Genomic DNA, 11,993 nt, shown 5'->3' on the forward strand with positions numbered 1-11,993 from the left:
CGATCTTCACCCAGAAGCTCGGCAACGGCTTCATCGAGGAGGCCTTCCGCGCCGCGCGGGCCGCCGACCCGAACGTCAAGCTGTGCTACAACGACTACAACATCGACAACGCCACCGCCGCCAAGACCCAAGGCGTCTACAACATGGTCAAGGACTTCAAGGCGCGCGGCGTGCCGATCGACTGCGTGGGCCTGCAGTCGCACTTCGGCAACCCCCCGTCGAACTACCAGCAGAACATCGCCCAGTTCGCCGCGCTCGGCGTCGACGTGCAGATCACCGAGCTCGACGTCGGCGGCTCCGGCTCGACCCAGGCCGACGCCTACCGCCGCGTCACCCAGGCATGCACGGCCGTGCCCCGCTGCACCGGCATCACCGTGTGGGGCATCACCGACAAGTACTCCTGGCGCAGCGGTGACACCCCGCTGCTGTTCGACGGCAACTACAACAAGAAGCAGGCGTACACGGCCGTCCTCGACGCCCTCAACGCCGCGACCCCGAACACGAGCCCGTCGCCGAACACGAGCCCGTCTCCGAACACGAGCCCGAACACCAGTCCGTCCCCGCGTACCAGCCCGTCCTCGACGCCGTCTCCGGTGACGGGGGCGTGCTCGGCGACGATCGAGACGACCAACAGCTGGCCGGGCGGGTTCCAGTCGACGGTGACCGTACGGGCGGGCAGCGCGGCGGTCAACGGCTGGACCGTGAAGTGGACCTGGCCGAGCGGGCAGAGCATCAGCAGCCTGTGGAACGGCACGCAGAGCGGGTCCGGGTCCTCCGTGACCGTCCGCAACGCGGACTACAACGGCTCGATCGCGGCCGGGGCGTCCACCACCTTCGGCTTCACCGCCAACGGTAGCGCGGCCACGCCGTCCGTCACCTGCACCAGCCCCTGACGGCCTGTACCAGGAACCCTAGCTCCGGCACCTCCGGTGCGGCGTACCCCGTCGCGCCGGAGGTTCGCCTTCAGTGCTTCGGAGGAGCGGTGCTCTCGCGTACGACGAGGGTCGTGGCGAACTCCTTGCGGTGGTGGGGGAGGGGCTCGCCCCTGGCGAGCGTCACCAGCATGGCGGCCGCCGCCCCCGCCATCTCGGTCAGCGGCTGGTGGATCGTGGTCAGCGGCGGAATGGCCCACCGCACCGGCGGCATGTCGTCGAATCCGACGACGCTGAGGTCCTCAGGGATGCGCAGCCCCATCTGGTGGGCCGCGTGGTAGACCCCGATGGCCTGGCCGTCGTTGGAGGCGAAGACGGCCGTGGGCGGGTCGGACAGACGCAGCAGCCGGTGGGTGTGCGTCAGGCCGTCCTCGATCTGGTAGTCGCCCTGGCAGATCAGATCCGGGTCGACGGGCACCCCGGCCGTGTCGAGCGCGGCGCGGTAGCCGTCGAGACGCGCCCGGCTGGACAGCGCGTGCGACGGCCCGGTGATGATGGCGATCCGCCGGTGACCCAGATCAAGCAGGTGGCGGGTGGCGGTGAGCCCGCCGTTCCAATTGCCCGCGCCCACCGAGGGGACGCGGTGTCCCGGGTCGCCGGTCGGGTCGAGGAGGACGAGGGGGATCTTGTGAGTGGCGAGCCGCTCACGCTGGACGTCGGTCAGGCTGGAGAAGACCGCGATGACGCCGGCGGGGCGGCGGCCGAGCACGTCTTCGAGCCAGTCGGCGCCGGGGACGTGGTTGCCCTGTAACTCGGAGATCGCCACGGCCATGTGATGCTCGCGCGCGACCTGTCCCACCCCCCGGGCGATCTCCGTCGGGTAGTCGCCCGCCAGTTCGTGGAAGACCAGCTCCAGCACGGCGGCGGGGCTGGAGCGCCGCCGCTGCCTGCGGAAGCCGTGCTCACGGATGAGGCCCTCGATGAGGGCGCGCGTCTCCGGCGCCACCGCGGACCTGCCGTTCACCACCTTGGAGACCGTCGCCTTCGACACTCCCGCGAGTTCGGCGAGCTGTGCGAGGGTCAGCGGTTCTGGGTCGGATGCGGGCGGCTCGTCGACAACGGTCACAAGGCGCAGTCTAACGTCGAGTCGCGGGTAAAACTCTGAATGTTTCGGTGATCGGCCGAATAATTTCAGTCGGCGGCCGAGTTCGTCCTGTTGTCGCCCACGAAAGTTTTCGGAAACCGGTTTATCCGGCGAGTGTCGGCGCACCGAGTGCGGTGAGGGACGCGAGGCGTTCGGCGTCCTCGGTGCCGGGCTCGGCCGTGTAGACCATGATGCGCAGGTCGCTGCCCGTCACGGTGAGCACGTCGCAGTCCAATGTCAGGGGACCGACGTCCGGATGGTCGATGGTCTTGCGCCCGGCCTCGTGCCGGTCGACGGCACCGGAATCCCACAGCTCGGCGAACCGCTGGCTGTTCGCGCGCAGATCCGCGACCAGCCGCCGCAGCCGCTGGTCGGCGGGGTAGCGGTCGGCGGTCGCGCGCAGGTCGGCGACCAGGGCCGCCTCGAACGCCCGCAGGGACTCCGGAGTGTGCCGGGTCCGGCTCCCGGGGCCGAGGAAGTGCCGCCACACCGCGTTGCGCTGGTCACCGCGCCACTCCGACGGGTCGCCCATCAACGCGGCGTACGGCGGGTTGGCCAGGAGCAGCGTCCAGCACACGTCGAAGACCGCGACGGGGGTGCCGGCCAGCCGGTCCAGCAGCCGCCGGACGCTCGGCGTGATGTGTGCCGGCACCGTCTCCGGGCCCGGCGGTGCCAGCCCGGCCAGCCGGAACAGGTGCGCGCGCTCGGTGCCCGACAGCCGCAGGGCCCGGGCGAGGGCCTCGACGACCTGGGCCGACGGGTGGGACGCACGGCCCTGTTCGAGCCGGGTGACGTAGTCGACGGAGATCCCGGCCAGCAGGGCCAGCTCCTCACGGCGCAGTCCGGCCGCGCGCCGCTGTCCGGCCGCGGGCAGTCCGGCGGTCTCGGGCGCGACCCGGTCGCGCCAGCGGCGTACCGCCTCGCCGAACGCTCCGGTCATTCCTCCCGTCGCCATGCACACCAGTGTGCACCCGAGCGCTCCCAGGACCGGCCGGAGGACGTCCAATCGAAGACCCCGAGGCCCTCTTGCGTCTCCTGACCGGCTCTGCACCATGTGCGTATGAGAGAGCATGAGGAACCTGGCTGTGTCTTCTGCGCGATCCTCCGCGGTGAGGCCGAGGCGAGCATCCCCTACGCGGACGACCGCGTGATGGTGATCATGACCATCGGGGCGGTGACGCCCGGCCACCTTCTCGTGATTCCCCGCGTTCACGCCGTCGGCCTGGAAGACCTGGACGAGAAGACGAGCGCACACGTCTGGAGGATCGGCCACCGCATGGGGCGGGCTCTGCGGCGCTCGGGCCTTCGATGCGAGGGCGTGAACATCTTCCTGGCGGACGGCAAGGCCGCCTTCCAGGAGGTCTTCCATCTCCACCTGCATGTGTTCCCCCGGTTCAAGGAGGATGGCTTCCGGATAGAGGCCGACTGGGGCACCAGGGACCGAGGCCTGCTCGACCGGGACGCCGAAGCGGTGCGATCCGGCCTGGCGGCCCTGGGATCTCCGGACTGACGACGGACGGGAACTCTGGCCCGAGTCACCGGCGCCGGTCGAGGTCCTCGAACAGGGCCGCCGCCCGTACGGCGGTGTCCTGAGCCCGGCGCCCGGTGCTGAGCAGCGCGAGGGTCAGGATGCCGGCGCCGAGTCCGAGCACCAGCCACCACACGCCGTGCTCCGCGCTGGTGTAGGCCGTGCCGCCGCGGGCCACGGCCGATCCCAGGAGCGTTCCGGCGATCGCGACGCCCAGGGTGGTGCCGGTCTGCCGGCCGGCCGAGGCCAGCGAGGCCGCCACCCCGGCCATCGAGCGGGGCATGCCGGAGACCGCCGTGTTGGTGATCGGCGGGTTGACGGTGCCCAGGAAGACGCCGAACAGCAGATAGGTCGCGAGCACCGCCGGCAGCGGGGTGGCCGGTCCGAGCCAGAGTGACGCGCCGCCGCCCAGCGCCAGCGCGCTCCCGGCGACCACCAGCGGCAGCCGGGGACCGCGGGTGCCGACCAGCCGGCCGGTGAGCGGGGAGAGCAGCACGACCAGCGCGCCGACCGGGAGCAGGCACAGCCCGGCCGCCAGCGCCGGCATGCCGCGCACGTCCTGCAGATACTGGGTGGTCACGAACAGGAACGCCCCGAACCCGCACAGGGCGAACAGCGCCATCAGGATCGCGGCGCCGAACGGCACGCTGCGAAACAGGCGCAGCTCAAGCAGCGGGTCGGCGCGGCGCGGCTCGTAGGCGAGGATGCCCAGCACGGCGACTACGGCGACGGCGAGCAGGCCGAGGATGACCGGCGAGGTCCAGCCCATCGCCCTGGACTCGATGACCGCGTAGACGACGCCGCCCAGCAGCAGGATCATCAGGGCCTGTCCCACCGGGTCGAACCGGCGCGCCCTTGCGGCGCGGGACTCGGGCACGAACAACGCGGTGCACGCGATCGCGGCGGCCGCGATCGGCACATTGATCCAGAAGACCGAGCGCCAGCCGAAGCCGTCGACCAGGGCGCCGCCGAGGATCGGGCCCAGTGCCAGCGCCAGGCCGCTCATGGAGCCGAACACGCCGATGGCCCTGGCCCGCTCGGCCGGTTCGGGGAAGGTGTCGGCGACGATCGCCATCGCCACAGGGTTGAGCATCGTGCCGCCGACGGCCTGCAGCGCACGCGCCGCGATCAGCCAGCCGGTGCTGGGCGCCAGGCCGCAGAGCAGCGAGCCGAGCCCGAAGGCGGCCAGGCCGATCTGGAAGACGCGCCGGCGGCCCACCCGGTCGGCCATGGACCCGGCCAGCACCAGGAAACCGGCCAGCACCAGCGTGTACGCGTCGATCGTCCACTGCAGGCCGGACACCGAGGCGTTCAGGTCGCGGCGAATCGCCGGCAGCGCGACGTTGACGATGGAGATGTCCATCACCACGACGACGATGCTGGCGCAGCAGATGGCGAGCACCAGGAACCGGCGGCGCCGGCTGAGCTCGCCCACGTCGGGCCGTAGCGGGATCGAAGCAGTCATGACCGCGACGCTAGGAATTCGAGCGCGCTCGAGGTCAAGCACAGCGGCGGGCCGTGACCGGCTCCGGCATGATGGCGTGCATGGCTTCGGAATCCAGGCACATCAGCGTGTGGATCGACCGGCACGCGGCCGACGTCTACGAATACGCGTCGAACCCGGCCAACCTCCCGGAATGGGCTCCGGGGCTCGGCAGCTCGGTGGAGAACGTCGAGGGACAGTGGTATGTGGAGACCCCCTCGGGCCGGGTCGGCCTGGCCTTCGCGGAGCGAAACGAGTACGGCGTTCTCGACCACGACGTCACGCTGCCCTCCGGGCAGGTCGTCTACAACCCGATGCGGGTCATTCCCGACGGCGACGCCTGCGAGGTGGTCTTCACCCTGCGCCGCCTTCCGGGTGTGAACGACGAGGACTTCGCCCGCGACGCCGGCCTCGTCCAGGCCGACCTCACCCGGTTGAAGCACATACTGGAATCCGCCGCTCAAGCACAGTAATCCCGCTTTCCTGGTGAGGTGACGGAACCGGCGAGGCGGCGAAGGGCATTTCCTTGCGCCTTCCGCTCGATCGGGATTCATTTCGTAGCATGCGCAGTCGCTTGCTAAAGCTCATAGGCCTGACCGGTTCCGCGGGCGGGTCTCTGGCGCGAAATCGCGAATTCCGCCTGCTGTGGCTCAGCTTCACGATGTCGGTGGCGGCCGACCAGATCTTCCCGGTCACGGTCACCATCGCGGCCCTCAACGCGGGTGGCACCGCTTCGACCGTCGGCGCGATCTTCACCTGCCGGTGGATCGCGTTGATCGTGTTCGCGTTGCTCGGCGGGCTGTGGGCGGACCGGCTGCCACGCCGTACGGTGATGGTCGCCTCACTGGGTTTCCAATCCTGCGTGGCCGCCGTCGGGTTGTGCGGCACCGCCTCCCCGTGGCTTCTCGCGCTCCTGGTCTTCCTCGTCGGAGGGGCGGAGGCGTTCCACCGGCCCGCGTACCAGGCCTGCCTGTCCTCGGTCCTCACCCCCGCCCAGCGTCCGGCCGGCGCCGCGCTGACGGCTGTCTCCTGGCGGCTCGGCGCCGTGATCGGGCCCGGTCTCGGCGCGTACGTGGTGATGGCGTGGTCCGCCAGGATCGGATTCCTCGCCGTGCTGACGGCCTATCTGCTCGGTCTCGTCCTTCTCCTGCCGTTGCGCGAACCCGTCGTCACGCCGGGGCGGCGGGCGTCCGCCGTACGGGAGATCGCGGACGGCCTCTCCGAGGTCGTCCGGCGGCGGTGGGTCCTGGGGGTGATCGTCGCCGTCGCGCTCCAGCAGATGCTCACGATCGCGCCGGCGCAGGTCCTGCTGCCTCTCGTCTCCCGCGAGACCTTCGGCGGCGACGCCGTGTACGGAACCGCCCTCGCTCTTCTGTCGGTCGGCGGCCTGGCGGGCGGGCTCGTCAGCATGAGATGGAAGCCCGGCCGGCCGGGGCTGGCCGCCATCACCGGGCTCGCCCTCTACGGCGTCGTGCCGCTCGCGCTCGCGTGGCCGGTGTCGCCGGAATTCGTGTACGCGTGCTACGTCACGGCGGGCCTGGGGCTGGAGATCTTCGCCGTGCAGTGGGTGGTGAACCTCCAGAGGGAGATCCCTCCGGAGCGGCTCGCCCGGGTCACCTCCGTGGACTGGCTGGCCGCCTCGGTCATGACGCCTCTCGGCCTGACGCTCACCGGTCCGGCCGGCACTGCGATCGGCCGCCCGGTGCTTCTGGCGATCGGCGTGGCGGCCGGATTCGCCGTGCCGCTGGCCACTCTTCTGCTCCGCGGGATGACACGCTTCCAGAGCGGCGTCACGGCGCCCGGCGAGAACAGCACTCCCGAGGCGGCCACCTCGCTGAATTGAGGTCCTGAAGGTGTGCGCTTGGTCGTCTGGTTCGACTGACGGAATCCGGGCCGTGCTCCGAACGCACACCTCCCGCGACCCTGCGGACATGTGGACAGGCCGCGATCCGCGTACGGCGGCCGCGCCACTGCAAGCGAATCTTGCGACGGTTCAGGCGAGGATCTCGACGTACCCGTCGGTTCCGTGAACGCGGATCCGCTGTCCGTCCCGGATCAGCCGGGTGGCCTGCTCCACACCCACGACGGCCGGCAGGCCGTACTCCCGCGCGATCACCGCGCCGTGCGTCATGAGGCCGCCCACCTCCGTCACCAGTCCGGCGACGGAGACGAACAGGGGGGTCCAGCTGGGGTCGGTGTAGGTGGTGACCAGGATGTCGCCCGCCTCAAGGTCGGCCTGAGCCATGTCCAGGACGACACGGGCACGGCCCTCGACGGTCCCGGCCGAGACCGGGAGACCGGCCAGCGCGCCGGGCGGGGCGTCGTCACGCCGATACCGGCCAATGATGGCCTCGCCGTCAGACGTGAGGATGCGGGGAGGTGTGAGCACCTCGTACGACCGGAACGCCTCCCGCCTCTCCAGGATGAGTTCGGCGTCCACGTCGTCGGTGCGCACGACTTCCCGCAACTCCTCGAGCCGGAGGAAGAAGATGTCGTCCTTCTCGCGCAGGATGCCGGACCGGACGAGGCGATCGGCTTCCCGCAGCAACGCCTGCTTGTAGACGAAGTAGCGGCTGACCATGCCGTATTTGGGGTACTCCCGGTATCCGGCGAAGGTGCGGACGCGGTCGATCATCCGCTTGGTCTCCTCGGCCTTCTGCTCTCCGTCGGGTAGGGCGCGCAGGCGCGTCAGCAGTTCCTGTTCTTTACGCCGTGACTCCTGGCGTCCTTGCTCGAAGCGTCGTTTGCCGGCGCCCGGCTCGAAGTTCTTGATGTTGCCGAGGATGGTGGGCACGAGCATGGCGGGTTGCTCGCTCCAGCGCGTTCTGGTGATGTCGATCTCGCCCGCGCAGCGCATGCCGTACTCGTCGAGGTAGCCCCGGATGGCGTCACGCGCTTCCCGCCCGCCGGCCAGCCCGGCCAGCTCGTCGAGGAAGCCGTCACCCTCCCGGCCTTCGTCCACGACGCGTTGCAGGAACGCCACGACCTCCGCGTGCGGCCGGATTGTGTCCGCGACGTCGAGGAGCGCCAGCCCCATCTCCGAGGTGACGTTGTGGGGGACGGATTGCGTGAGCGCGTCGGCCGCGTTCTTCTCGCCCAGCCACGCCTCGATGTGGTCGTTGAGCCACCAGGTCGCCTCCATCCCCGCCATGATCACCTGGGAGCTCCGCGGATCGAACAGGATGCGCTTCAGCTCCGCGATGTCGGCCAGGATGAAGTCGAGCAGCGCCGGCCCGGACAGCCCCTGGATCTCGCGCCGCAGGGTGGCGACGGACGCCTGACTGTTTCGGATCAGCTGGGTGACGACGGCCGGATCGGTCTCGATCGGGGCGGGGGCGTCACCTGCGGGTGCGGGGCCGGAACCATCGTCCGGAAGCGAGCGGAGGAAGTCGCCGCGGTCGAAGACGGTCTGCAGCGCGTCCCGAATCAGCGGGTCGGATCTCCCCAGGGTCCCGAGGAGGCGCGCGCGACCAGCGGGTGTCGCCAGGACGGGGGCCACGTCGACGAACAACCGTCCGCCCGCCTCGTGCATCGGCCGTGGGGTCGTCAGCTGCCACAGAGAGAGTCCCAGCGGTTTCATCGCGTCGGTCATCATCTGCTGGTGACCGACGGAGACGAAGACGTGGTTCTCCTGGTCATCGGTCGCGGGGACGGGAAACAGGGTGGTGATCGCCCGACTCTGGACGATGTGGAAGTCGTCGCCGACCAGGCACCATTCGATGTCCTGGGGCCGGCCGAAGTGTGCTTCGATTCGCCGGCCCAGCCGCACCAGGCGCACGATCTGTGCGTCCGCCAGGGCCGGCTGCGTCTGCCGCCGCTGCTCCACCGGTGCGTCCCGGGTGCCGCCTCCCGGCGACGCCTGGACGAACCGCGGCTTGGTGGCGACCGCTCTGGTGACGACCCGGTCGTCGCGCACCGTGTAGACGTCGCCGGAGACCAGACCGGAGACAAGCGCCTCGCCGAGCCCCCACCCGGCCTCCACGGTGGCGATCTTCCGGTTCGAGGTCACGGGATCCGCGGTGAACAGGATCCCGGCCGCGTCGGGGAACACCATCCGCTGTACGACCACGGCCATCCGCACCTTCCGATGGTCGAAGCCGTTACGGCGCCGGTAGGTCACCGCCCGCTCGGTGAACAGCGAGGCCCAGCACCGCCGGACGTGCCGAAGGATCTCCGCCAGGCCCACGACGTTCAGGTACGAGTCCTGCTGGCCGGCGAAGGACGCGGTCGGCAGATCCTCGGCCGTCGCACTGGAACGCACCGCGTAGGAGGCGTGCTCCCCGAGCCGGGCCAGCGATTCGCCGATCGCCGCCACGAGATCGCCGGGCAGCGCGGCGCCCTCGACGGCCCGGCGGATATCCGCGCTCAGGTCGCGGATCGCCGCACGGTCGTCCGGTTCCACCCGCGACAACAGGTCAAGCCGAGCGTCGATCGACGGCACCTCGGCCACGACCCGCTGGAAGGCGTCCGTCGTGACGCAGAAGCCGTCCGGCACGCGGATGCCGTCGAGTCGCGAGAGCTCGCCCAGGTGCACCCCCTTTCCGCCGACGTCTGCGACATTCGTCGAGTCGATGTGCTCGAAACCCATCACGTAGCGCAATTCGCTTGCTCCATCGTTCGTCGGGCCGGTTCGCAACGGGCAAGTATGAAGCACTTTCCGACGCCTCATGAGGTGCGCGGATCTGCTATAAAGTGAAAGTGGCGGGGTTATCCGGTTGTCCGGCTCGCCTGCGGTTCGCGATGCTCCGCGAAATGAACGTCCCCGGTGGAATCCCGAACGGGACCCGCACCACAACCCTCTGCCATACCGCTCGATCCAGGTGGGCCTGTCCGGCGAAGCCGTCGCCCGATACCTCGATCAGTGGGTCCTGTCGATCACCGACCTGACCGACCAGGTCCGCGACATCCGACAGGCGCTACGCGACGGCCGGGACGTTACGAACATGCTTCCCGTGGAACGCCCGTACCCCCTGCCCATGGAGCTCGCCTGGGCCATCGGTGCCACGAAGAAGGACGCCGGAGCCGGTGAAACCGCCAGGTCAGGGGTGAAACCAGCGTGAAGCCGCGATGAAGCCGGCAACGCGGAAGCTCTTCTCGGACGCCGGGAGGTACCCGGCGGAGAGAGGAGACGCGTCATGGCGGACCTCAGCGCCGTCCGGGCCGACAGTCTGGTCAAGAACTTCGGGGACTTCCGGGCCGTGGACGGCATCGACCTTCACGTACGGCAAGGCGAGATCTTCGGGGTCCTGGGCCCGAACGGAGCGGGTAAGACCACGATGCTCCGGATGCTCGCGACCCTGCTCCCGATCGACGGCGGCCATGCGGAGATCTTCGGCGTCGACGTCCGGCGGGAACCCCACCGCATCCGGCAGCTGGTGGGCGTCACCGGCCAGTACGCCTCGGTGGACGAGGACCTGACCGCCCGGGAGAACCTCTGGCTGTTCGCCCGCCTGCAGGGCCTGACGAGCACCCGAGCCAAGAGCATCGCCGGTGACCTGCTCGAACGCTTCGACCTCCAGGAGGCGGCCGAGCGTCCCCTGTCCCAGTTCAGCGGCGGCATGCGCCGCCGCCTGGACCTGGCGTCGAGCCTGATCACCCGCCCACCCCTGATCTTCCTGGACGAGCCCACGACCGGCCTCGACCCGAGAACCCGAGGCCAGATGTGGGACACCATCCGCGAGCTGGTCACCGACGGTTCCACGATCCTCCTGACCACCCAATATCTGGACGAGGCCGACCAACTGGCCGATCGCATCGCCGTGATCGACCGAGGCCGGAAGGTCGCCGAGGACATCCCCGACGCCCTGAAGACCCAGGTCGGCGACTCGACCCTGCAGCTCAGGCTCGCGGACGGCTCCGACACCGCCCTGGCCGCGGACGTCGTACGCCGGCTGCTGGGTGAGGAGCCGGTCCTGACCCCGGAATCAGGACGAATGAACATCCCCCTTCCCGACCCCGACCGGGCCGCGGACGTCCTGATCGGCCTGCGAGAGGCAGGACTCAGCATCTCCTCGGTGAGCGTCGCCAAGCCGACGCTGGACGAGGTCTTCCTGGCGCTGACCGGCCACGGCGCCGACGAACCCCAGATGGAGGCGGCCCGATGACCACGAGCACCGCGACCTCGACCACCGCGACCCCGACCACCCGCACCCCCCAGCGCGTCGACCCGTCCGCCGTGGTCGCCCGCACCACGTCCCGCAGCTCGCTGCAGGCAACCTGGGTCCAGATCCTGGCGATGGCATGGCGAGCCCTGAAGAAGATGCGCCGCAAGCCCGAGCAGTTCTTCGACGTCCTCATCCAGCCTTTGCTGTTCACGGCGATGTTCGCGTTCATCTTCGGCGGCGCGATCTCCGGCAGTGTGTCGAACTACCTCCCGGTGCTGATCCCCGGCATCCTCGCCCAGACGGCCCTGACCGTATGCATGGCGACAGGCGTGCAGTTGCGTGAGGACATGGACAAGGGGGTCTTCGACCGCTTCAAGTCCCTGCCGATCGCGAGGATCGCTCCCCTGGCCGGCCCGATGATCGCCGACCTGATCCGTTACGGCATCGCGTCGGTGCTGACGCTCGTCACCGGCCTGGTCATCGGTTACCGCCCCGGCGGCGGCGTGCTCGGCTGTATCGGCGGCGTCGCACTCACCGTGTTCGCGGGCTGGTCGCTGGCGTGGATCTTCACCTGGCTGGGCACGATGGCGCGTACGGCGCAGAGCGTCCAGGGGATCTCAATGATGATCATGTTCCCGCTCACCTTCCTGTCCAACGCCTTCGTCCCCGCCGAGACGCTGCCCGGCTGGCTGGAGGCGTTCGTGAAGGTCAACCCGGTGTCACACGTCGTCTCCGCGGTGCGCGACCTGTTCAACGACGGGGCCGTGACGGCCGAGGTCGGCTGGGCGGTCATCGGCTGCGTGGTCGTCGTCGTGATCTTCGCTCCACTGGCGGTCCGCTCGTACTCCCGCAAGATGTAGCG

At 69.9% G+C, this 11,993-nt stretch carries 11 protein-coding genes; 7 read left to right on the forward strand and 4 right to left on the reverse strand.

All coding sequences use genetic code 11. From position 1 onward, the window contains the following. Positions 1–893: endo-1,4-beta-xylanase (locus tag QSK36_RS35270; protein WP_285785396.1), on the forward strand; the 893-nt coding region annotated here is incomplete at its 5' end. 70 nt (positions 894–963) lie between these two features. On the opposite strand, the gene QSK36_RS35275 is transcribed toward QSK36_RS35270, so the two are convergent. Both QSK36_RS35275 and QSK36_RS35280 read right to left on the reverse strand, forming a co-directional pair. Beyond that, entirely contained in the window at positions 964–1,998 is a 1,035-nt protein-coding gene (locus QSK36_RS35275; protein WP_285785397.1) for a LacI family DNA-binding transcriptional regulator, read from the reverse strand. Positions 1,999–2,119: 121 nt separating this feature from the next. Beyond that, positions 2,120–2,971 (reverse strand): helix-turn-helix transcriptional regulator, encoded by an 852-nt coding sequence (locus tag QSK36_RS35280; RefSeq protein WP_183534003.1) that lies wholly within the window; start codon positions 2,969–2,971, stop codon positions 2,120–2,122. Positions 2,972–3,076: 105 nt separating this feature from the next. On the opposite strand from QSK36_RS35280, the gene QSK36_RS35285 reads away from it, so the two are divergent. Beyond that, a complete protein-coding gene (locus QSK36_RS35285; RefSeq protein ID WP_285785398.1) occupies positions 3,077–3,526 on the forward strand; it encodes an HIT family protein in 450 nt (149 codons plus the stop codon). A 25-nt stretch (positions 3,527–3,551) separates the two neighbouring features. Here QSK36_RS35285 and QSK36_RS35290 read toward each other — a convergent pair whose 3' ends face one another. Continuing rightward, positions 3,552–5,009: an MFS transporter gene (locus QSK36_RS35290; RefSeq protein ID WP_285785399.1), complete on the reverse strand. Its 1,458-nt coding sequence runs from the start codon at positions 5,007–5,009 to the stop codon at positions 3,552–3,554. Between the two features lie 80 nt (positions 5,010–5,089). Between QSK36_RS35290 and QSK36_RS35295 the strand changes: the two genes are divergently transcribed. Together QSK36_RS35295 and QSK36_RS35300 are read left to right on the forward strand one after the other, a co-directional pair. Then, a complete protein-coding gene (locus QSK36_RS35295) occupies positions 5,090–5,500 on the forward strand; it encodes an SRPBCC family protein (protein WP_221263382.1) in 411 nt (136 codons plus the stop codon). 101 nt (positions 5,501–5,601) lie between these two features. Beyond that, on the forward strand, positions 5,602–6,870 hold the full coding sequence (locus QSK36_RS35300) for an MFS transporter (protein WP_285785400.1): 1,269 nt from the start codon (positions 5,602–5,604) through the stop codon (positions 6,868–6,870). 150 nt (positions 6,871–7,020) lie between these two features. Here QSK36_RS35300 and rph read toward each other — a convergent pair whose 3' ends face one another. After that, positions 7,021–9,618, reverse strand: a complete 2,598-nt coding sequence (gene rph / locus QSK36_RS35305; RefSeq protein ID WP_285785483.1) for a rifamycin-inactivating phosphotransferase — start codon at positions 9,616–9,618, stop codon at positions 7,021–7,023. A gap of 124 nt (positions 9,619–9,742) precedes the next feature. Here rph and QSK36_RS35310 point away from each other — a divergent pair, with 124 nt between their 5' ends. The 3 genes from QSK36_RS35310 (at position 9,743) to QSK36_RS35320 (ending at position 11,991) form a co-directional block, all read left to right on the forward strand. Further along, a complete protein-coding gene (locus tag QSK36_RS35310) occupies positions 9,743–10,087 on the forward strand; it encodes a DUF4291 family protein (RefSeq protein ID WP_285785401.1) in 345 nt (114 codons plus the stop codon). Between the two features lie 75 nt (positions 10,088–10,162). Then, entirely contained in the window at positions 10,163–11,131 is a 969-nt protein-coding gene (locus QSK36_RS35315; RefSeq protein WP_183534009.1) for an ATP-binding cassette domain-containing protein, read from the forward strand. Beyond that, on the forward strand, positions 11,128–11,991 hold the full coding sequence (locus tag QSK36_RS35320) for an ABC transporter permease (protein WP_183534011.1): 864 nt from the start codon (positions 11,128–11,130) through the stop codon (positions 11,989–11,991). Before QSK36_RS35315 ends, QSK36_RS35320 begins: the two co-directional genes overlap by 4 nt. Positions 11,992–11,993 lie beyond the last annotated feature (2 nt).

Origin of the sequence: Microbispora sp. NBRC 16548 (genome assembly GCF_030268985.1) — a bacterium.
Taxonomy (GTDB): Bacteria; Actinomycetota; Actinomycetes; order Streptosporangiales; family Streptosporangiaceae; genus Microbispora; species Microbispora catharanthi.

Bases quoted from the DNA above. Each gene is read 5' to 3' on its own strand.
- QSK36_RS35280 (WP_183534003.1), bottom strand. From the start codon at position 2,971: ATGGCGACGGGAGGAATGACCGGAGCGTTCGGCGAGGCGGTACGCCGC.
- QSK36_RS35285 (WP_285785398.1), top strand. From the start codon at position 3,077: ATGAGAGAGCATGAGGAACCTGGCTGTGTCTTCTGCGCGATCCTCCGC.
- QSK36_RS35290 (WP_285785399.1), bottom strand. From the start codon at position 5,009: ATGACTGCTTCGATCCCGCTACGGCCCGACGTGGGCGAGCTCAGCCGG.
- QSK36_RS35295 (WP_221263382.1), top strand. From the start codon at position 5,090: ATGGCTTCGGAATCCAGGCACATCAGCGTGTGGATCGACCGGCACGCG.
- QSK36_RS35315 (WP_183534009.1), top strand. From the start codon at position 10,163: ATGGCGGACCTCAGCGCCGTCCGGGCCGACAGTCTGGTCAAGAACTTC.
- QSK36_RS35320 (WP_183534011.1), top strand. From the start codon at position 11,128: ATGACCACGAGCACCGCGACCTCGACCACCGCGACCCCGACCACCCGC.